This window comes from Embleya sp. NBC_00896, from assembly GCF_045207785.1.
Classification (GTDB): Bacteria; Actinomycetota; Actinomycetes; order Streptomycetales; family Streptomycetaceae; genus Embleya.
The window spans coordinates 4,128,469-4,148,192 of sequence record NZ_CP108776.1; the positions used below are offsets into that span (position 1 = coordinate 4,128,469).

Annotated in this window: 19 protein-coding genes; 13 read left to right on the plus strand and 6 right to left on the minus strand. The window is 72.2% G+C overall.

The features are described 5' to 3' along the window. The first annotated feature begins 96 nt into the window (after window positions 1–96). Window positions 97–534: a hypothetical protein gene (locus OG928_RS18830; RefSeq protein WP_406285174.1), complete on the plus strand. Its 438-nt coding sequence runs from the start codon at window positions 97–99 to the stop codon at window positions 532–534. Window positions 535–566: 32 nt separating this feature from the next. Here OG928_RS18830 and OG928_RS18835 read toward each other — a convergent pair whose 3' ends face one another. After that, window positions 567–1,340: a phosphotransferase gene (locus OG928_RS18835; RefSeq protein WP_406285176.1), complete on the minus strand. Its 774-nt coding sequence runs from the start codon at window positions 1,338–1,340 to the stop codon at window positions 567–569. Between the two features lie 698 nt (window positions 1,341–2,038). Here OG928_RS18835 and OG928_RS18840 point away from each other — a divergent pair. After that, a complete protein-coding gene (locus OG928_RS18840; RefSeq protein ID WP_406285178.1) occupies window positions 2,039–2,719 on the plus strand; it encodes an HAD-IA family hydrolase in 681 nt (226 codons plus the stop codon). A 93-nt stretch (window positions 2,720–2,812) separates the two neighbouring features. Then, complete coding sequence (locus OG928_RS18845) at window positions 2,813–3,517, plus strand: L,D-transpeptidase (RefSeq protein ID WP_406285180.1); 705 nt, start codon at window positions 2,813–2,815, stop codon at window positions 3,515–3,517. Between the two features lie 104 nt (window positions 3,518–3,621). Here the strand turns inward: OG928_RS18845 and OG928_RS18850 are convergent, their stop codons facing one another. From OG928_RS18850 to OG928_RS18860, 3 genes are all read right to left on the minus strand, one after another. Then, window positions 3,622–4,896, minus strand: coding sequence for a TerD family protein (locus OG928_RS18850; protein ID WP_406285182.1), 1,275 nt, complete (start codon window positions 4,894–4,896; stop codon window positions 3,622–3,624). 141 nt (window positions 4,897–5,037) lie between these two features. After that, on the minus strand, window positions 5,038–5,961 hold the full coding sequence (locus OG928_RS18855) for a TIGR03619 family F420-dependent LLM class oxidoreductase (protein ID WP_406285184.1): 924 nt from the start codon (window positions 5,959–5,961) through the stop codon (window positions 5,038–5,040). An 88-nt stretch (window positions 5,962–6,049) separates the two neighbouring features. Further along, window positions 6,050–6,901, minus strand: a complete 852-nt coding sequence (locus OG928_RS18860; RefSeq protein WP_406285186.1) for an SDR family NAD(P)-dependent oxidoreductase — start codon at window positions 6,899–6,901, stop codon at window positions 6,050–6,052. Window positions 6,902–7,019: 118 nt separating this feature from the next. Here OG928_RS18860 and OG928_RS18865 point away from each other — a divergent pair, with 118 nt between their 5' ends. Beyond that, window positions 7,020–7,436 carry a MarR family winged helix-turn-helix transcriptional regulator gene (locus OG928_RS18865; RefSeq protein WP_406285188.1) on the plus strand — a complete coding sequence of 139 codons (417 nt, stop codon included), beginning with the start codon at window positions 7,020–7,022 and terminating at the stop codon, window positions 7,434–7,436. 207 nt (window positions 7,437–7,643) lie between these two features. After that, window positions 7,644–8,624, plus strand: a complete 981-nt coding sequence (locus OG928_RS18870) for an LLM class flavin-dependent oxidoreductase (protein ID WP_406285190.1) — start codon at window positions 7,644–7,646, stop codon at window positions 8,622–8,624. A gap of 55 nt (window positions 8,625–8,679) precedes the next feature. Here the strand turns inward: OG928_RS18870 and OG928_RS18875 are convergent, their stop codons facing one another. Next, on the minus strand, window positions 8,680–9,441 hold the full coding sequence (locus OG928_RS18875; protein WP_406285192.1) for a hypothetical protein: 762 nt from the start codon (window positions 9,439–9,441) through the stop codon (window positions 8,680–8,682). 128 nt (window positions 9,442–9,569) lie between these two features. On the opposite strand from OG928_RS18875, the gene OG928_RS18880 reads away from it, so the two are divergent. From OG928_RS18880 to OG928_RS18895, 4 genes are all read left to right on the plus strand, one after another. After that, window positions 9,570–10,448, plus strand: a complete 879-nt coding sequence (locus OG928_RS18880) for a metal-dependent hydrolase (RefSeq protein ID WP_406285194.1) — start codon at window positions 9,570–9,572, stop codon at window positions 10,446–10,448. A 277-nt stretch (window positions 10,449–10,725) separates the two neighbouring features. Continuing rightward, entirely contained in the window at window positions 10,726–11,448 is a 723-nt protein-coding gene (locus OG928_RS18885) for a DedA family protein (protein ID WP_406285197.1), read from the plus strand. Between the two features lie 40 nt (window positions 11,449–11,488). Then, window positions 11,489–12,427, plus strand: a complete 939-nt coding sequence (locus OG928_RS18890) for a hypothetical protein (RefSeq protein ID WP_406285200.1) — start codon at window positions 11,489–11,491, stop codon at window positions 12,425–12,427. 269 nt (window positions 12,428–12,696) lie between these two features. Further along, window positions 12,697–14,133, plus strand: a complete 1,437-nt coding sequence (locus tag OG928_RS18895) for an NlpC/P60 family protein (protein WP_406285202.1) — start codon at window positions 12,697–12,699, stop codon at window positions 14,131–14,133. Window positions 14,134–14,255: 122 nt separating this feature from the next. Here OG928_RS18895 and OG928_RS18900 read toward each other — a convergent pair whose 3' ends face one another. After that, window positions 14,256–14,747, minus strand: a complete 492-nt coding sequence (locus tag OG928_RS18900) for an inorganic diphosphatase (protein WP_020549566.1) — start codon at window positions 14,745–14,747, stop codon at window positions 14,256–14,258. Between the two features lie 150 nt (window positions 14,748–14,897). Here OG928_RS18900 and dacB point away from each other — a divergent pair, with 150 nt between their 5' ends. The 4 genes from dacB to hpt all read left to right on the plus strand — a co-directional run bounded on the left by dacB (window position 14,898) and on the right by hpt (window position 19,408). After that, entirely contained in the window at window positions 14,898–16,316 is a 1,419-nt protein-coding gene (dacB, locus tag OG928_RS18905) for a D-alanyl-D-alanine carboxypeptidase/D-alanyl-D-alanine-endopeptidase (RefSeq protein ID WP_406285204.1), read from the plus strand. A gap of 132 nt (window positions 16,317–16,448) precedes the next feature. Continuing rightward, on the plus strand, window positions 16,449–17,606 hold the full coding sequence (locus OG928_RS18910) for a zinc-dependent metalloprotease (protein WP_406285206.1): 1,158 nt from the start codon (window positions 16,449–16,451) through the stop codon (window positions 17,604–17,606). Between the two features lie 208 nt (window positions 17,607–17,814). Next, window positions 17,815–18,795: a tRNA lysidine(34) synthetase TilS gene (gene tilS / locus OG928_RS18915; RefSeq protein WP_406285208.1), complete on the plus strand. Its 981-nt coding sequence runs from the start codon at window positions 17,815–17,817 to the stop codon at window positions 18,793–18,795. A gap of 46 nt (window positions 18,796–18,841) precedes the next feature. Beyond that, window positions 18,842–19,408, plus strand: a complete 567-nt coding sequence (gene hpt / locus OG928_RS18920) for a hypoxanthine phosphoribosyltransferase (RefSeq protein WP_406285210.1) — start codon at window positions 18,842–18,844, stop codon at window positions 19,406–19,408. Window positions 19,409–19,724 lie beyond the last annotated feature (316 nt).

Sequence of the window (19,724 nt, forward strand, 5' to 3'; positions counted from 1 at the left end):
ACCCCAGGCCGAAAGTCCGAGCGCTCCACCCGATCCAGGACCGATCGAGCCAAGGAAACCGCACAGCACAGGGCCGAGGAGGCGAAGGAGGCGGCGATGCACAAGGCAGACCACGCCAAGGAAGCCGCCCGGCACAAGGCAGAACAGGTCAAGGAGGCGGCCCGACACAGGGCGGCACAGGCCAAGGAGGCCGCCGGGCACAAGGCGGTACAGGCGAAGGAAGCCGCCGGGCACAAGGCGGTACAGGCCAAGGAGGCCGCCGGCCACAAGGCGACTCAGGCGAAGGAGGCCGCCGGACACCGGGCCGGCCAGGCCCGCGAGGCCGCCGGCGCCCGGGTCGTGCACGCCAAGGACCGCACCGTCGAGGTCGGGCACGCCGCCGGCAACCAACTCTTCGACCACACCCCCGACCCGCTCCGGCACGCGACCGTCACCGGCGCCGAGGAGATCCGCAAGCGCCCGCTGCCCGCCGCCGGCGCCGCGGTCGTGGCCGTCGTCGTGCTGATCTGGGCCATCCGGTGGTCGAGGCGCTGAGCACCCGAGAAGGAACCGCCCCGCCCCGCCGCTCAGTAGGCCGGCGCGTCCTCGGCCCACATCCGCAGTACGCGCCGGGTCGCCGCGTCCGCGCCGGGTCCGAATCGCGCGGGCGCCGTCGCGGCGATCGCGACCCGCACGTCCGCCTCGGGCACCGCCGCGGCCCGCGCGTACTCGGCCGGCAGTGCCCTGTCGAGCGCCGACACCAACTCGGGCTCCGCCGCGTGCGCGAGGATGAGCCCGGCCAGGTCCTCACCGGCCAGGCCGTAGCCCGCGTGCGACCAGTCGAGCAGCACGACGTCCCGATCGCGCGCGATCAGGTCCACCGGTCGCAGGTCCAGGTGGCACAGCACGGGCGGGAAGGCGGCGGCCCGCGCGGCCAGCGGTCCGTCCGGGGCCGGGCTTTGGAACAGCCACGTCGGCCCGAAGGGTCGCGGCACCGCCTGTGCCGCCCCGAGCCGCCGGGCGAAGTCGATCCACCGGGCGAGATCCCACGTGGTCCCGGTCGAGCCCCGCACGAAGTCCAGCCACAGCGCCACCGATCCGTCCCCGCGCGGATCGGACTGCAACAGCCGCGGTGCGGTCAGCCCGTACGACGCGTAGACGGTGTGCGCCAGCCCGCTGTCGTACGCCTTGACCTCGCGCGCCCAGTAGCGCGGATTGGCGGGCGCCGTCCCGTCCGGCGTCGCGAGTTTGAGCACCGCGTCGGCCCGCGAGCCGCTCACGTGCCACACGTCGGAATCGGTGGACAGCGGGGCGGCGCCCAGGAGCGAGCCCAGTTCGGGCGGTACGGACTCGACGCGCACGGGGATCGGCGCGGGGGACTCACTCAGGGTCGACTCCGGGGCGGTGTCCGGTCGGCGAAGGACCGGGGCTCGGGGCGAGTACCCAGTCGCGATGCGGTGTCGGAGGCGAGCAAGCCGGCCGAGCGCCGCGCGTGGCGGGCACGACCCGATCGTGGGGCGGGGCCGGCTGCGGAGGCACCGGTCGAATACGCGAGGGGCGATTCGGGAGGACTCGCGGCGGGCGGTGCCGGTGCCGGTGCCGGCAGCGGTGCCGGCAGTGGGGCCGGCAGCGGGGCCGCGATCGCGGGTTCGATCGTCGGCAGCGTGACCGGTGGAAGGGCGATCGGTGGAAGTGCGACCGGTGGAAGCGGGACCGGCGGCAGGGCCGCGGGCGGTGGCGGCGGGGTCAACGGCCCGAGCATGCGCTCCTCGAGCCACGCGAGCCCGGGTATCAGCAGGAACATCACGAGCGGAGCGAGCAGAGCAAGAATCAAGTACATGATTGCCGCCTGGTGGTGAGCGCGTCCGGGCCGTAGTGCTCCCCTAGCCGGTGACGATCCACGCAAAACGTGACAGTTAGGCAACGAACATCGTTGCCCCAGGTCCGAAGATGATCGAATTCGAACAGTAATTGGGCTATATGGGTGATCGATCAACGCAACGTGATCATGCTCCGCAAAGCCTCGACGGCGGCCCGCCGCCCCTGACAGCCTGGCCGAATGGCGAACGACGGCACGACGCTCGACTGCGACGCGATCCTGTTCGACCTCGACGGCGTGCTCGTGGACTCCCACCCGTTGATCGAACGCATCCTGCGGACGTGGGCGATCGGCCGTGGCGTCGACCCGAACGGGGCCGTCGCCGCGTCCCACGGGCGCCGGGACATCGACCTCGTGCGGATGGTCGCGCCCACCCTGGACGCCGAGGTCGAGGCCGCCTGGATCGTCGCCCGCGAGGAGCGGGACTTCACCGGCATCTGCGCGATCCCGGGCGCGGCCGGCCTGCTCGCGGCGCTGCCCGCGTCGCGCTGGGCGATCGTCACCTCCGGCACGCGCCGCGTCGCGACCGGCCGGTTGCGCGCCGCCGCCCTGCCCGAGCCGGTCTACTTGATCGCCGCCGAGGACGTCCGCGAGGGCAAACCGGCTCCCGAGGGCTACTTGCGCGCGGCCGGCCTGCTCGGTGTGCGTCCCGAACGCTGCCTGGTCGTCGAGGACGCCGAGAGCGGTGTGCGCGCGGCGGAGGCGGCCGGCATGCGTTGTCTGGGGATCGGTGCGGCGCCGGCCGACGCTGCGATCGGCGCCTCGCTCGACGCGTGGGCGGCCGATCTGCGCACGGTCGAAACCGAGTTGGTCACGGCCGGGCACGTGCGACTGAGTATTCACCCGAATGGGTCAAACTAGGTAAGCAACCTCTCGAGCCCCAATTGCGTCTACAAGGGTGCACGACTCGGGGAACATCCACATTTGGGTTTGGGTCGGGAGAGGCACCACTCGATGAACAAGACGCGTATATCCCTCGCGGTGACCGTGACCGCGATCCTGGCCCTGTCGGCCTGCAACTCCGGATCGTCGAGCGACTCGACCTCCGCGAAGGCCGGCGCGCAGTCGCCGCTGCCCGAGACCGGCTCGGCCGCCCCGGTCACGCCGGGCCCGGCGAGCTCGGCGCCCGAGACCTCGGCCGCCCCCACCACCAGCCCCTCGAGCAGCACGCCGCCGACCAGTGCCAAGCCGTCCTCGAAGCCGTCGAGCGCCAAGCCCTCCACCAGCAAGCCGGCGGCCAAGCCGACCACGACCAAGCCGCCGGCCGCGCCGGCCGGGCTCGACCAGCGGTGCATGACCGGCCGGGCGATCTGCATCGACAAGCGCACCGACAAGCTCAGTTGGGTCATCGACGGCAAGGTCCAATACTCGACCGCGGTTCGCTTCGGCTCGGCCGAGACGCCGACCCGCGAGGGCGCGTTCAGCATCAACTTCAAGAGCCGCGACCACGTGTCGACGCTCTACCACACGCCGATGCCGTTCGCGATGTTCTTCTCCGGCGGCCAAGCCGTGCACTACTCGGCCGACTTCGCCGCGAACGGCTACAACGGCGCCTCGCACGGCTGCGTGAACGTCCGGGACAAGGGCCTGGTGCAGCAACTGTTCAACGAGACGCGCGTCGGCGACAAGGTGATCGTGTACCGCTCGGTCAAGAAGTAGGCCGTACCGGTCCGAATCGGCCTGAACGGGCGGAGAAGGCCCGCCGGTGCCGGACGGGCCGGACGGGCCGGACGACCGAGCGGTCCGGCCCGACCGTTACCGGCTCAGCGCTCGCGCGGGGAGCGCACGGTCTTGAACTCCGCGGGGCCCGCGCCCATCTCGAAGGTGCCGTCCGAGTAGAGCATCGGGCGGCGCTCCTGCATCAGTTTCGAGTACTTCTCGACGTGCTGGATCGAGACGCCCTCGGGGTCGGTGAAGTCGACCAGCGCGATCGCCACCCAGAACACCGCGCGCTTGCTGTTGAACAGTGGAACGGTCACCGTCGAGCCCTGCCCGTCGGTGACCTCCGCGCGCGCCCCGTACGACTTGAAGCTGCCGAACCCGTTCTCGACCGCGCTGTACGCGCAGATCAGGACGTAGCCCTGCTCGTCGGGGCGGGTGATCTCGACGGTCTCGCGGCCGGGGACCCGCGAGTCGCCGTCGAGTCGGATGTACGGGGCACCGGTCAGGCTGCCGAGCTCGCGGTAGTAGACGACCCCGTCGCCGCCGCCCTTCCTCGGGCCCACCTGCGACCGGGGCACGAACAGCGCGTACAGGTCGAGGTCGGCTCCGGTCTTGCGACGGGCGGCGTCGCCGCCGTCCCAGACCAGGGACGCGGTGACGGTGACCGAGCGGTCGCCCTTGTCCATGCTGATCGTCGCGCGGCCGCCCTTGGCGAGGTCGACCCGGCCGAGCGGCTCCTTGGCCATCGAGATCCGCGCGGGTTCCGCGGCGGGCGCGGCCGGCGCGGGCTCCTTGACCATGACGTGCGCGGGCGCGGCCGGCGGGACCGGGGCGGGCGTCGGCTCGGGCTCCGGCTCGTCCTCGACCGTGATGCCGAAGTCGGTCGCCAGCCCGGCGAGTCCGCTCGCGTAGCCCTGGCCGACCGCGCGCACCTTCCACGCGTCGCCGCGCCGGTACAGCTCGATCAGCACTGCGACCGTCTCGCCGCCGGAGAACGCGTCCGGCGTGTAGGCGATCCGGGTGCCGCCCGACATGGTGACCGCGCCCAGACCCGGCACCTGCCCGAGCGTCATGCCGGGCCGGTCGGCGTCCGAGCTGGCCACCACGACCACGCGCGCGATCTCGGCGGGCAGTTTGGCCAGTTCGACACGCACGTGCGTGGTGCCCGCGGGCCCGGCCGTCGTGCGGACCGCGCCGTCGCCGCCGACGGGTTGGTTGAAGAAGACCAGGTCCTCGTCGGTGCGCACCTTGTGCGCATCGGTCAGCAGCACGGCGGATACGTCCACGACGTCTCCCGAGTCCCACCCGATCGAGACCTCGGCGAGGTCGCCGGTCAGGGGCGCGTTGGCCCCGGTGGGCAGCGTGACGTCGGACATGGAGGGCCCTCTCGCGTTGGACACAGGCGCCGTATGCGCCCTGTCCAGGAAACGACCCTCCTGCCGACGACGTTCCGCAAACCCTCAATTTTCCCCAAGCAGGGGTAAAGCCGCAGGCGAGTCGCGCGTCGAAAGGGAGGCTCAGCGGCCGGCGAGCACCTTGTCGAACACCCGCCTGGCCTCGGCGAAGAACGCGGGCGCGTGCTTCGGGCCGGTACAGAACACCTGGATCGGCAGGTGCACGGCGGTCGCGCCGGCGGCGATCACCTCGGTCGCGCCGGCCATGGTGCGGGCCAGGTCGAACCGACCCGCGTCGTCCTTGACCATCGGCAGCGGGCCCTGCACGCCCAGTGCCCGAGGGTCGCGGCCCGCGGCGGCGAGCGCCTCGCGGATGCGGAGCACGTCGCGGGCCATGTCGGCGGTGGACAGGCCCATGATCGGGATCCAGCCGTCGCCGCTGTGCACGATCCGGTCCAGGTTGCGCTTGTTGAGCGTGCCGCCGATCCACAGCGGTACGCCGCCGGCCTGCACCGGCCGCGGCGAGCAGTACGTGTCGGTGAAGGTGACCGTCTCGGACGCGAACGACGCGGGCAGGTTCGTCCACAGCGCCTTGCACGCCGCGAGCGTGTCGGTGAGCAACCGCCCGCGCGCGTCCCAGTCGAGCCCGGCCGCGTCGTACTCCTCGCGCTGCCACCCGGTGGCCACGCCCAGTTCGAGCCGGCCGCCGGAGATCTGATCGAGTGTGGCGGCGGTCTTCGCGAGCAGCGCGGCGCCGCGCAGCGGGGCGACCAGGATGCCGGTCGCCAGGCGCACGTTCGAGGTCACCGCGGCGATCGCGGCGAGCAGTGTGAGCGGCTCGGGCCAGGCGGCCTCGGGCGGCGTCGGGAAGCGGCCCCACGTGTAGTTCTGCGTGTTCGGGCCCATCACGACGTGATCGACGAGCACGATCCGGTCGATCCCCGCGTCGTCGGCCGCCCGGCCGACGTCCACGAAGCCGCGCCAGTCGCCGGCGGGCCAGTCGCCGAAGTTCGGCAGACCGATGGAAAGTTGGACGTCAGTGGTCATCTGAGACTCCGTCGAATCGAGGGCGAGGCGGGGGGAGGCGGGGAGGGACGGGGCGGGAAAGGGCCGGGGCAGGCGACGCGACGGCCGATCAGGAGCCGTGGGCGTACGGATCGCGTCCCGCGATCGCCGCGTCGATCACGGCATCGCCGAGCGCGGCCCGCGCGTACTTCTCGAACGACGGCGCGCGGCGCAACTCGTTGCCGCCGTCCACCGCGATGCTCTGGCCGGTGGTCCACGACGACTCGGGGCCGGCGAGGTGGCGGACCGCCTCGGCGATGTCCGCGGGCACGCCGGTGCGGCCGAGCGGCTTGTTCGCGAGGAAGCGCGCGATCATCTCGTCGTCGCGGAAGATCCGGGCCTCCTCGTGCGACCTCACCAGCCCGGGGCGGACCGCGTTGACCCGCACGCCGGCCGCGCCCAACTCGTCGGCGGCGGCCCGGACCAGGGCTTCGAGGCCGGCCTTGCCCGCCGCGTAGCCGCTCAGGAACGGCATGGTCAGCTTGGCCGCCGTCGAGGACACGCACACGATCGCGCCGCCGCCGCGCGCCGCGATCACGGGCGCGGCGTACTTGATCGCGAGGAACGCGCTGTGCGTGTTGCGGTACAGGTCGGCCAGGAACGCGTCGTCGTCCATCGCGAGGATCGGCGCGGTGGTTCCGCCGCCCACGGTCGCGACGCAGACGGCCAGCTCGGGGCCCGCCGCGCGGACGGCGGCGCGCACCCCGTCGGCCGTGCACGCGTCGGCCGGCACGGACCGCACCTCGGTCCCGGCCGGCGCCGCGGCGCGCAGCCGCTCGGCCGTCGCGGCGAGCGCGTCCGGGCGTCGTGCGGTGAGCGTCACCGAGCACCCGTCGCGCAGCAGCCGCGCCGCGCACGCGGAGCCGATGCCGCCGCTGCCGCCGGTGACCAGGGCCATCCGACCGGCCAGGGATTCGGGCATGGGACGAGTCCTCCGTTGTGCCGACGGGAGCTGACAGGAGCTGACGGCACGTCAGCTTCCGTCAGACGTTACACCTCGAATCATTCGAGTTGTAACGAAGTTCGGCTAGAGTGTGGCGATGACCACGGGGGAGGCAGAGCTGCCGGGATTGACCGCGCTGCTCTACGAAGCGACCGCCCGGCTCGACGCGCACTTCGCCGCGTGCGCCGTGGCCGTCGGCCTGACCGCGTCCCAGGCGAACGCGGTGCACGAACTGGCCGAGCCGCTCGGCATGCGCGAACTGGGCCGGCGGATGTGCTGCGAACCGCCCAACGTGACCTTCGTGGTGGACCGCCTGGAGGAGCGCGGCCTGGTCGAGCGCCGGCCGCATCCCGGCGACCGCCGGGCCAAGCTGATCGCGCTGACCCCGACCGGCGCCGAGCTGCGGACGCGCCTGTTCGCGGGCCTCGCCGCGGACCCGCCGCTGTCCGGGCTGCCGGACGCCGACCGGCGCGCGCTGCGCGTACTGCTGCATCGGGCGCTGACCGGGAACTGACCGCGACCGACCGGGCCGACCGGCACCCCGGAGCCCGCAGGCGCGATGAATGGCCCGGGGGCGTGCGACACGTGTCGATCCTTTCCGGCCGTCGGTCCGGTTGATCGTCGGTGACCCTGGTCCTCCTTGACCGAGCCCACTAATCTGACGCCCCATCAGGAAGTATGGCGCCGCCCACCGGGGCGGTGCCGGGGACAGGAGAACGGCATGGCTGTATTCGCGCTGCGTTTCGACTTCCGCAATCCGGCCTTCGCCGGGACCGCCATGGGGGAGCGCTACGCCGCGGCACTCGACATGGTCGAGTGGGCCGACGAGCGCGGATTCTTCATGGTCACGCTGTCCGAGCACCACGGCTTCGCCGACGGATACCTGCCCGCCCCGCTCCAGTTCGCGGCCGCGATCACCGCGCGCAGCAAGAACATGGGCGTCACGATCGCGGCGATACCCGCGCCGCTGCACGACCCGCTGCACCTGGCCGAGGAACTCGCGGTGGTCGATCTGCTGAGCCAGGGCCGGGTCAACGTCGTGCTCACCAACGGCTACGTCGACTCCGAGTTCGCGATGTACGACGTGCCGATGAAGGAGCGCGTCAAGCGCACCGTCGAGACCGTCGAGACGCTGCGCAAGGCGTGGACGGGCGAGGAGTTCGAGTACCGCGGTCGCACCGTGCGGGTGACCCCCGCGCCGTTCCAGCGCGGCGGCCCGCCGATCATCCTCGGCGGCAGCGTGGAGGCCGCCGCCCGCCGGGCCGCTCGCATCGCGGACGGGTTCATGCCGTCCAATCCGGGGATCTGGGAGTTCTACCGGGACGAGAAGATCAAGCTCGGCGAGGAGGACCCGGGTCCCTACTTCGGCGGCGACACCAGCTTCTTCCACCTGTCGAACGACCCCGACAAGGACTGGGACCGGATCGCGCCGCACGCGCTGCACGAGGTCAACGCCTACGGCGAGACGATGGCCAGGGCCGGCACCTCCGGCGCGGGCGGCTACGCGAGCGTCACCGACGCCGACGAGCTGCGGGCGGGCGGCCAGTACCGGGTGATCACGCCGGAGACGCTGGTCGCCGAACTCAAGGCCCAGGGCGACGCCGCGTTCGCGATCCTGCACCCGATGATGGGCGGCATCCCGCCGAAGCTCGCGTGGGAGAGCCTGCACCTGTTCGAGAACGAGGTCCTGCCGAACCTGTAGGCCGCGCCCACGCGCCGTGACCGCCCCGGGTGTCCCTGTCGGGTCACCCGGGGCCTCACCTGCTCGGCGCCCCCGCGAGGAAGTCCTTGGTGTGGTCCCACCATGTGCGCCGGTCGGGCGGGAAGCGGCGGAGCGAGCGGGCGAGCATGGTGTCCGCGTGCGGTGAGGTCCGGCCGGGGCCCTCCTTGTAGCGCCAGCGCGCCCACGGCGAGTCCGGCTTGGCGATCCGCATCGCCGAGACCATCGCGACGAACGGTACGAACACCCCGATCAGCCCGGTCGCGACCTTCCCCTTGGCCAGCGCGCACAGCGCGAAGGCCAGGTTGAACATGACGATCACGGCGGCCACCGGCTTGCTCTCGGCGTCGCCGAGCCCGAGCGGGTTGGCGCCGACGAACAGCAGCACGCCCATCGCGGCGGTGATCAGCACCGCGTCGACCGACTTGCGGCCGTCCTTGGACCAGTACACGTCGTCCAGGTGCACGAGCAGCGCGAACTCGTCGAGCGTCAGGGCCGCCCCCATGCCGAACAGCCCGGCGAGCACCTGGCGCCACACGCCGCCCGGCTCGTACGCGAACTCCAGCGCGCCCGCGATCAGCATCAGGAAGATTCCGTACACCTGGTGGTGCACGTGTACTTGGCCGACGACCATGTTGCGGAACGGGCCCTTGCCCGCGCGGATCAGCCGGGTGATGAGTCGGGTCACCGCGAACGTCAAAACGAACGCGAAGAGCATCCAGCCCACGCCGTGCGGACCGTCCTCCTGGGTCTCACTGGCGAGCCGGGTCGTGGTCGAGATCCAGCCGAGGTCGTGCACGCACCGTCCCAAATCGATTTTCCGACGTGCCGAGGATTGTCCATGATCGAATGAGGCCGACGCCGCCGGCGCGCGATCCGCGCGGCGGCGATCCGGATCGCATCGAGACATCGAGACTAGGAACACGCATGGCGCTGCCCACAACCTCCACCGCGGTGACCTTCCCCGCGGGCGCGACGACCGGCGGTTCGCCGGTCCTGGCCGCGCCCGTGCTGCCGGACGGGCGGCCCGCGCTCGTGGTGGCCGAGACGCCGTTCCACCCGCTCGACCACACCTGGCCGGACCAGCCGGCGGACACCGGCGTCGTGCGGGTGGGCGGCGTGGAACTCGCGGTGGTGGACTGCGTGACCGGCGCGGTGGGCCCCGACGGGACCTTCGCGGTGGCCGAGGAGATCCCCGTGCGGCGCGGTGACGAGGAGTGGGCGTGGCTCGCGCTGCACGTCCTGGACGCGGTTCCGGGGGACCCGGCCGACCTGGTGGGCGCGCCCGCCGAGCTGGTCGTGGACGCCGAGCGCCGGGCCGCGCTCAGCGCCGCGCACACCTCGTGCCACATCCTGGCCTTCGCGCTCAACGCCGTGCTCGCGCCGCGCTGGCGCAAGGAGGTCCGGACCGACAGCCTCGGTCGCCCCGACTTCGACAACCTCGCGATCACCCGTTCCCGGATGGACGAAAGCGGCAGCCGCGACGACTACCGGATCGGCAAGTCGCTGCGCAAGAAGGGCTTCACCGCCGACGACCTGGAAGCCGACCTGCCCGGCATCCGCGACGAGGTCGAGGCGCTGCTCGCACAATGGCTGAAAACCGACGCCGAGGTCCGCATCGAGGTCCCCGGCCCGGCGCTCACCGCGCGCCGGGTGTGGCACTGCGGGCTTCCGGACGGCGACGCGCACGTCGCGTGCGGGGGATCGCACCTGGGCCGGCTCGGCGAACTGCGGAGTCTGGCGATCGAGCTGACCATGGACGGGGACGGCGGACTCGTCGCCCTGACCCGACCCGAGCGCGCCTGAGCGGCACCGCGGCCCGACCGACGCTCCCGCAGGCCGGGACCGAGCCCGGAATCGGACCGGGGACCGAGCCCGAATCGGACCCGATCCCGGAACGGAATCGGACCCGGCATCGAGCCCGGGATCGGACCCGGATCGGCTTCGGGCCGACCCCGGCTCGGCCCCGGGAACCGGTTCCGGAACGCGGGCGTTACCTTATGGAGGAATTTTCTTTGCCTAACCATGACCTGGTTGGGGGACCTCCGACGCCCGCCACCGCCCGTTCCGGGAGGCTCACGCCTTGAACACCCTCGCCCTGGGTCCATCCTTCTTGGACCCCGACAAGCTGATCTCGACGTTCGGCCTCGTCGGCATTCTGGTGATCGTCTTCGCCGAGTCGGGGCTGCTGATCGGCTTCTTCCTGCCGGGCGACTCGCTGCTGTTCACCACGGGCCTGCTGGTCTCGGACGGCAAGTACATCTCGCAACCGTTGTGGCTGGTGTGCCTGCTCCTGTGGGCCGCGGCGGTGGTGGGCGACCAGGTCGGCTTCCTGTTCGGGCGCAAGGTGGGACCGTCGCTGTTCAACCGGCCCGACTCGAAGCTCTTCAAGCGCGAGAACGTCGAGAAGGCGCACGAGTTCTTCGAGAAGTACGGGCCGCGCTCGATCGTGCTGGCCCGGTTCGTGCCGATCGTGCGCACGTTCACGCCGATCGTCGCGGGCGTCGCCCGGATGAGGTACCGCACGTTCGTCGTCTACAACGTGATCGGCGGGCTGTTGTGGGCGTGCGGCGTTACGCTGCTCGGCCACTCGCTGGGCCAGGTGTCGTTCGTTCGCGACAACATCGAGCTCATCCTGGTCGCGATCGTGCTGGTCTCGGTGATCCCGGTGGCGATCGAACTCCTGCGCGCCCGCGCGGCCAAGCGCAAGCGGGCCGCGGCACAGCCGCCGCAGCCCGTGTCCGGGCGGGGTCGACACCGTGCGGGTGACAGCCGGCCCGACGACGACCCGGGACACCGCGGCTGAGCCGTACGGGTTCGTGCCGAGCGCCAATAGAGTTCACGCCATGCGCGCTCAACTTCTGGCCCGGGCAACCCTGCCGTCCCTGTGGAGCCTCGACCGCATCCCCGGCGCCGCGGCATGGCTCGCGCACGGCGTGGACGGTGCGCTCGTGGTGCTCGACGACTCGCTGACCGCCGTGCGGGAGGTGCGGCTGCCTGCCGACTGGAAGGGTGGCCACGCGGTCACCCCCGACCTCGGGCACTTCGTGGCCTCCGCCCCCGATCGGGTGGTCGTGCTCGACCCGGAGGGGCGCGAGGTGTGGTCCCACCCGCACGTGCCGTGGGAGGCCGAGGAGGCCGGCTCGTGCGCGGTCACCGCGGCCGGGGTCTGGGCGGTCGTCCGCACCGCCGAGGGTGACCGGTGCGTCCTGCTCGACGTCGCCGACGGCGCGCTTCGGGCGGCGTGGCCGCTGGATCCGGCCACCGTGGGCTCCGAACTGCTCCCGCATCCCGACGGTGTGCACGTCGGCCTCGCCGCGTCGCACGCCGACGACGCGTACCGGATCTTTGTTCTCGCGGCGGATGCCCAGGACAAGCCCGTGGAGGTGCCGCCCGGGGACAACCGGGTGTTGACCGACATCCACACGTCCGGCCGGATGATGCTGACCACGCCGATCGAGGCAGGCCCGCTCGCGCTCGTGCGCTTCCCCGACGGGGCGGTGATAGCGGCGCGACAGGGCGAGCAGATCTTCCCGGACGAGGACGAGGTCTTCGACATCTACGCGGGCTTCCTGCGTCGCGACATCGTGCTCGCGGCCTCGTCGGGGGAGCGGCACGTGCTGTTCTCGGTGCCGGACCTGCGGCCGATCGCGGAGATCGAGTACCCCGAGGACGCGCCGCGCGAGTGGCTCGTGGTGCGTTCCGACGGCACGTGGCTGACCGCCGACTCGGAGTCGGGCACGGTCTGCACGTGGCGTCCGGAGCAGGTGCCGGCGACGGACTGAGCGGATCCCCCGAACCCGTCGAACCCTCGAACCCGTCGGATCCTTTGAACTCGACGGGTTCGACGGGTCCGACCGACCTGTCGCCCGGTCGGACGGTCGCCGGGCCGCGGGGGGACTGTTGTTCGAGTCATCTCCAGTGAAATAAGCCCATTAGCGGGAAATATGTCGCACATGGTGCGCATGTGATCACGGGTCGTTAGCGTGAGAGGACCTGCTCGGAATCGGAACGTCCGGTTCCCCTCGGTGCCCGCCGCTTGGAGGGAGACCGCATGCCTCGATCGTTCATCCGCGCCGCAGTCCCTGCCGGACTCGCTGCCGCGCTCGTCTTCACGCTCGCTCCCGGAGCCCGCGCCGACGACCCGATTGCCCCCGTGCACCCGGAGGCCGACCAGGTGCGCCAGGCTCACGAGACGGTCGATGACAAGGCCGACGCCGTGACTCGGATCGAGGCCGAACTCGACCGCGAGGCGACCGACCTCGGGCGACTCGACATCCGCGCCGGCCTCGCCGTGGAGGCGTACAACGGCGCCGTGGTGCTCAGCGGACAGGCCCAGGACCAGGCCATCCGGGCGGATGGCCTCCTGCGCACCGCCGACGCCCAACTGGTCGCCGCCCGGGACGAACTCGGCCGGCTCGCCGCGCAGACCTACCGCATGGGCGGGGGCTCCCAGCTCGGCGTCTTCCAGGCCGTGCTCGGCGCCGATTCGCCGGGCGACTTCGTCACGCGCTTGGAGACGCTGCGCCGGATCTCGCAGGACAGCGACAACACCCTCGAGCGTGGCGCGACCGCCGTCCGGGACGCGACCGCCGCCAAGACGGACGCCGCGCACACCGCGGCCGAGGCCGAGCGCGCGACCGCGGCCGTCCGTGCGGCCAAGGAGCGGGTCGAGGCCGAACTCGCCGCGCAGCAGCGCCGGGTGCAGGAGTCCGCGGCCCGGCGCACGGCCCTGATCGGCGAACTCGCCGCGACGAAGCAGACCTCGGTCGCCCTGGAGACCGAGCGCCGGGATCGCCTGGCCGCCGAGGCCCAGCAACGCGCCGAGGTGGAAGCGGAGGCCCGTGCCCGAGCCGAGGCCGATGCCGAGGAGGCCCGCGAGGTCGCCCGCAAGGAGGCCGAGCGCCGGGCGGAGGAGGCGCGCACGCAGGCCCAGAGCAAGCCCACCAAGACGAGCAAGCCGGCCAAGACCACCGCGAAGCCCGCCACGAAGCCCACCCCGAAGCCCACCACCAAGAAGCCCACCACCAAGAAGCCGGCAACCAAGAAGCCCGCCACCAAGAAGCCGGCAACCAAGAAGCCCGCCACCAAGAAGCCCGCCACCCCGAGCAAGAGCACCACGTCCAACGGCGCGGCGGCGGCGATCGCGTACGCGAAGGCCCAACTCGGCAAGCCCTACGTCTGGGGCGGCGCGGGCCCGCGCGGCTACGACTGCTCGGGCCTGGTCATGCAGGCGTGGCGCAAGGCGGGCGTGGGCATGGCGCACTTCGCGGCCACCCAGTACCGCGAGAGCACGCCCGTGTCGTACAAGAACCTGCGTCCGGGCGACCTGATCTTCTGGACCGAGACCCGGAGCGCCTCCGGCATCCACCACGTCGCGATGTACCTGGGCGGCGGCAAGATGATCCACGCGCCGCGCACGGGCGACGTGGTCAAGATCAGCAACATGTTCTACATGGGCACGCCGGACTACTACGCGCGCCCGTCCTGAACCGCGGCCGACCCGGCCGACCCGGCACGCGGGACGACCGGGCGCACGAACGCCGATCGGCGGCACCCGCCCCAGTGGGGCGCCTGCCGCCGATCGGCGTTCGTGCGCGTCGCGCTACCGGGTCAGTGGTGACCCTGCTCGGTGAGCCGCTTGCGGGACGCCTCGACCTCGGCCTCGGCCTCGTCGCGGCCGACCCAGTTGGCGCCCTCGACCGACTTGCCCGGCTCCAGGTCCTTGTAGACCTCGAAGAAGTGCTGGATCTCCAGGCGGTCGAACTCCGAGACGTGGTGGATGTCACGAAGGTGCTCCACGCGCGGGTCCGTGGCCGGCACGCACAGGACCTTGTCGTCGCCGCCGGCCTCGTCCGTCATCCGGAACATGCCGATTGCGCGGCAGCGGACCTGGACACCGGGGAAGGTCGGCTCGTCCAGGAGTACCAGCGCGTCCAGCGGGTCACCGTCCTCACCGAGGGTGTCCTCGATGAAGCCGTAGTCCGCCGGGTAGCGCGTCGACGTGAACAGCATCCGGTCGAGCCGGATGCGGCCCGTCTCGTGGTCCACCTCGTACTTGTTGCGCGATCCCCGGGGGATCTCGATGGTGACGTCGAACTCCAAGGCTCCTCCATGTGCTGCGCCGGGACCGTTGCCGGGACCGTTAGGGTCGTTCTGTCCGCGAGGCCGAACCCGGCACAGGTCCCGGACAGAACCTGATCTGGTCTCAGTGTCTCGCATGGCCGGTGGTCCGGCGGAAGGGGATGGTCTCGCGTGCCCAGCGTAAGGAGCAAAGCGGTCGCTGCGGTGTTGGCGGCCGTGATCCTGGCCGTGCTCGCGACGCTCGTCCACGGACCATGGAAGGGCACCCGCCTGGCAACGGGACCCGACGGCGACACGCAACGGGTCGCGAGCACCGCGATGGCGCCACCCGTGTTGGCACCGGTGTCCGGGGATCCCGCCGGGGCCACACCGACCGACGCCGGCATCCAGGCGGTGCTCGGGCCGCTGATGAAGGCGACCGCGCTGGGCGCGCCGCCCGCGGTGGCCGTCGTCGACGCGCTGACCGGCCGCGCGCTGTTCGGGGCGAACCAGGAGCGCGCCGCGACCCCCGCGTCGACCACGAAGATCACCACCGCGGTGGCCGCGCTCACCGCGCCCGGCCCCGACCACCGGATCGCGACCCGGGTCGTCCCCGGCGCGACCCCCGGCACGATCGTCCTGGTCGGCGGCGGCGACCCCACGCTGACCGCCCTCGACGGCCGGCAGTACGGCGGCCGCTACCAGCCCGCGCGGCTGTCCGACCTGGCCGTCGCCACCGTCGCCGCGCTCAAGGCGGCGGGCACCACGCAGGTCAGGCTCCAGTACGACACGACCCTGTACACCGGCCCGGCCGTGCATCCGATCGGCGCCGGGAACGAGAACATCGCCCCCGTCGTGTCGCTGATGGCCGACGAGGGCCGGGTCGACCCGTCGATCGTCGGCAAGGAGGCCGACCGGGTGCAGACCCCGGGCGCCGACGCGGCCAAGAAGTTCGCGGCGATGCTGAAGTCCTCGGGCATCACCGTCGAGGGCGCCCCGGCCGCCGGCACCGCGCCCGCCGGGGGTGCGCCGGAACTCGCTTCCGTGCAGTCCCCGCCGGTGTCGGCGATGGTCGAGCAGATGCTGACGGTCAGCGACAACGACATGGCCGAGGCGCTGCTGCGGCAGGTCGCCATCGCCAAGGGACAGCCCGCGAGCTTCCAGGGCGGCACGGTCGCGTCACGCCAGGTCCTGGAGGGTCTGGGCGTCACGTACGGCGCGTCCGACCTCAAGGACGGCAGCGGACTCGACAAGGACGACCGACTCACCCCGCAGACGCTCGTGCAGACGCTGACGCTGGCCGCGTCCCCAAAGCACCCCGAATTGCGCTGGGCGCTCACCGGCCTGCCGATCGCGGGCTTCACCGGGACCCTCGCCGACCGGTACGGCCAAAGCAGCGGCGCGGCCGACGCGGCCGGCGTGGTCCGGGCCAAGACCGGATCGCTGACCGGCGTCAGCACGCTGTCCGGCCTGGTCCGCGATCGGGACGGCCGACTGCTGGCCTTCGCGATCCTGGCGGACCGGTTCACCGGCGACCCCGGCCCGGCCCGCGCGGCGATCGACCGGATGGCCTCGGCGCTCGCCGGCTGCGGCTGCGGCACCGCCGGCTGACGCGGACCCCGGCGCCGACCCGCGTCACGGGTTCGTCACGCGCGGGCCGGGTGTTCGGCAAAACCGGAACGTGATGGATTCACCGGCCCCGGTTCCTCTTTCGGGGGCGCGCCGAGCACGTAACGTGGCCATATGACGAGCGGCAACGGTGCGGACATGATCGATTGGGACCTGGCCGTGGCGACGGCGAACCGGCTCGTGCGGCCGGGACCCGACGTCGGGCGGGACGAGGCGCGGGCCGTCGTGGCGGAGCTGCGCGCGCACGCCAAGACGTCCGAGGGGCATGTACGGGCGTTCACGGGACTCGATTCGGGCGACAACCACACACCGGTCCTGGTGGTGGATCGACCGGGGTGGGCGCGCGCCAACGTGCAGGGATTCCGGCACGTCCTGCGGCCGCTCCTGGACAAGGTCGAGCAGCGGCGCGAGGCGATGCCCGGCGGCGCGGCGCTGGGCACCGTGGGCGGCAAGGTGACCGGCCTGGAGCTGGGCACGCTGCTCGCGTTCCTGTCCTCGCGCGTGCTCGGACAATACGAGACGTTCGCGCCGCAGGCACCGGGCGCGACCGGGCACGGCCCCGGGCGGCTGCTCCTGGTCGCCCCCAACATCGTCCAGGTCGAGCGCGAGCTGGACGTGGACCCGCACGACTTCCGGCTGTGGGTGTGCCTGCACGAGGAGACCCACCGGACCCAGTTCACGGCCGTGCCGTGGCTGCGCGACCACCTCGAACAGGAGATCCACGGGTTCCTCGGGCAGACCGAGGTCGACCCGTCGGCGGTGCTCGGGCGGCTGCGCGAGGCGGTCCAGACATTCGTCGGGTCGCGCCGCGGCGGGGCGGGCGCCGAGGGCGAGGGCGGTTCGCTCGTCGAGCTGGTCCAGACCCCCGAACAGCGCGAGATCCTGGGCCGGATCACCGCGGTGATGTCGCTCCTGGAGGGGCACGCCGACTTCGTGATGGACGGGGTCGGGCCGCAGGTCATCCCCACCGTCGGGGAGATCCGGGAGAAGTTCGCCGAGCGCCGCGCGCAGGGCACCGGGCGGCTCGACCAGGCGCTGCGCAAGCTGCTCGGGATGGACGCGAAGCTACGCCAGTACCGCGACGGCGAGCGCTTCGTGCGCGAGGTCGTCGGCCGGGTCGGCATGGAGGGCTTCAACCGGGTGTGGACATCGCCGAACACCCTGCCGACCAAGGCCGAGGTGGCCGACCCCGGCAGCTGGGTGGACCGTGTGCACGGCAAGGCCGGCATGCCGGGGCCCGAGCCGACCGACGCCTCGCCCGACGCGGAGTAGGACCGCTTGGGGCGTGTCCTCGGACACGCCCCAGGGGCGCGGTGGCCCGCGCCACCGTCCCCATCCGGGCGACATCCCGTGGTGTCTGCCGTCCCGGGCGCTTCGGGTGACGTAGCGTGGGCGAACCAATTCTCTTCGGCGTTTCTCGCGGAGGCCGCGACCTCCGCGAACCGGCCGAACCGGACGTGCAAGGAGGTGTCGTCGAGCCGTGGGACCCCATCCCGCCGTGGCCGCCACCAGGCTGGCCGTCCGCAAGACCCTGCGCGAGCTGCAACCGGGTGACCTCGTCCTGGTGGCCTGCAGTGGTGGCGCGGATTCGTTGGCGCTCGCAGCGGCCACCGCGTTCGAGGCACCGCGTGCGGGGCTTCGGGCGGGTGCAATCACCGTCGACCACGGCCTGCAGGCGGGCTCGACCCGCCGGGCCGTGGACCTGGTCTCCCGGCTGGGCGACCTCGGCCTGGCCCCCGTCGACGCGCTCGGCGTCACGGTCGGCACCCGGGGCGGACCCGAGGGCGCCGCGCGCCTTGCCCGCTACACCGCGCTGGACACCGCCGCGAGCACGCACGGCGCCGCGCTCGTGCTGCTCGGGCACACCCTGGAGGACCAGGCCGAGACCGTCCTGCTCGGGCTCGCGCGCGGCTCCGGCGCCCGCTCGCTGGCGGGCATGCCGCCGTTGACCGGCCACTACCAGCGCCCGTTCCTCGAACTCGGCCGCGACATCACCCGCCAGGCCTGCGTCGCGCAGAACCTGCTGCCCTGGGAGGACCCCCACAACGCCGATCCCGCCTACACCCGGGCCCGGGTCCGGCACGAGGTGCTCCCCGTCCTGGAGAAGGCGCTCGGCCCCGGCGTCTCCGAGGCGCTGGCCCGCACCGCGCGGCTGTTCCGCGACGACGCCGAGGCGCTCGACCAGTGGGCCGACCGGGCCCAGGCCGACGTCACCCACGGCGACGGCGAGCTGGAGGTCGCCGGCCTGGCCGAGTTGCCGGCCGCGGTCCGCCGCCGGGTGCTCCGCCGCACGGCGGTCGGCGCGGGCAGTCCGTCCGGCGCGCTGTTCGCACGCCACGTCGAGGCCGTCGAGAAGCTGGTGATCTCGTGGCACGGCCAGGGACCCATCCACCTGCCCGGGGGCGTCGAGATACGCAGGCGGTGTGGCAGGCTTCTCTTTCACCGGCCGGCTCAACCCTGACCGGTGACCGCGGGGCTCAGTCGAAAACTTCGTAGTAAGGCATGTGGTGGACGAGAAGGACATGGGCGCCGACCTCGCAAGGGTCCTCGTCACGCAGGAGGAGATCGAGGCGAAGCTCGTCGAGCTCGCCGAGCGGATCGACGAGGACTACCAGGGTCAGGATCTGCTCCTCGTCGGCGTGCTCAAGGGCGCCGTCATGGTCATGGCCGACCTCGCCCGGGCGGTGCACTCGCCGGTCAAGATGGACTGGATGGCGGTGTCGTCCTACGGCTCCGGGACCAAGTCCTCGGGCGTCGTGCGCATTCTCAAGGACCTCGACGCGGACATCGCGGGTCGGCACGTCCTGGTCGTCGAGGACATCATCGACTCGGGTCTGACCCTCTCGTGGATGCTGGCCAACCTCACTTCGCGCGGCCCCGCCTCGCTCGAGGTGTGCGCGTTCTTCCGCAAGCCGGAGGCCGCCAAGGTCGACATCCCGGTCAAGTACGTGGGCTTCGACATCCCCAACGAGTTCGTGGTGGGTTACGGCCTCGACTACGCCGAGCGCTACCGCAACCTGCCGTTCGTCGGCACACTGGCCGAACACGTGTACGGCGGTGCGAAGCCGATCTGAGCCTTCGGGACACGCCCCGGGCGCATCGGTCGAGGCCTCGGATTCGCGGAATCGGCATCCGATGGCAGCATCCGGGAACAAGGGGAACGTTTCCCCTCGTTGGAGGGTTCACCGGGGGCCGGTATACGACGGCGCGCAACGCGAGGCAACGCGCGGCGCATTGGCGTGCGGACACCCGGTGTACCGTTCAACGCAGTGACATCCGATCAGCACGGGGCGACCGTGCCGGGGCGATACCGGACAGGCAACGTACCCGGGGGCCATGAGGCGTCCGGGTCAAAAGTCGGCAGGAGGGACGGGGCGTCTGCTGCCCCGC

Coding starts and splice junctions, on each gene's coding strand:
- OG928_RS18830 (WP_406285174.1), top strand. CDS start 97: ATGCACAAGGCAGACCACGCCAAGGAAGCCGCCCGGCACAAGGCAGAA.
- OG928_RS18840 (WP_406285178.1), top strand. CDS start 2,039: ATGGCGAACGACGGCACGACGCTCGACTGCGACGCGATCCTGTTCGAC.
- OG928_RS18845 (WP_406285180.1), top strand. CDS start 2,813: ATGAACAAGACGCGTATATCCCTCGCGGTGACCGTGACCGCGATCCTG.
- OG928_RS18850 (WP_406285182.1), bottom strand. CDS start 4,896: ATGTCCGACGTCACGCTGCCCACCGGGGCCAACGCGCCCCTGACCGGC.
- OG928_RS18855 (WP_406285184.1), bottom strand. CDS start 5,961: ATGACCACTGACGTCCAACTTTCCATCGGTCTGCCGAACTTCGGCGAC.
- OG928_RS18860 (WP_406285186.1), bottom strand. CDS start 6,901: ATGCCCGAATCCCTGGCCGGTCGGATGGCCCTGGTCACCGGCGGCAGC.
- OG928_RS18865 (WP_406285188.1), top strand. CDS start 7,020: ATGACCACGGGGGAGGCAGAGCTGCCGGGATTGACCGCGCTGCTCTAC.
- OG928_RS18870 (WP_406285190.1), top strand. CDS start 7,644: ATGGCTGTATTCGCGCTGCGTTTCGACTTCCGCAATCCGGCCTTCGCC.
- OG928_RS18880 (WP_406285194.1), top strand. CDS start 9,570: ATGGCGCTGCCCACAACCTCCACCGCGGTGACCTTCCCCGCGGGCGCG.
- OG928_RS18890 (WP_406285200.1), top strand. CDS start 11,489: ATGCGCGCTCAACTTCTGGCCCGGGCAACCCTGCCGTCCCTGTGGAGC.
- OG928_RS18895 (WP_406285202.1), top strand. CDS start 12,697: ATGCCTCGATCGTTCATCCGCGCCGCAGTCCCTGCCGGACTCGCTGCC.
- OG928_RS18910 (WP_406285206.1), top strand. CDS start 16,449: ATGACGAGCGGCAACGGTGCGGACATGATCGATTGGGACCTGGCCGTG.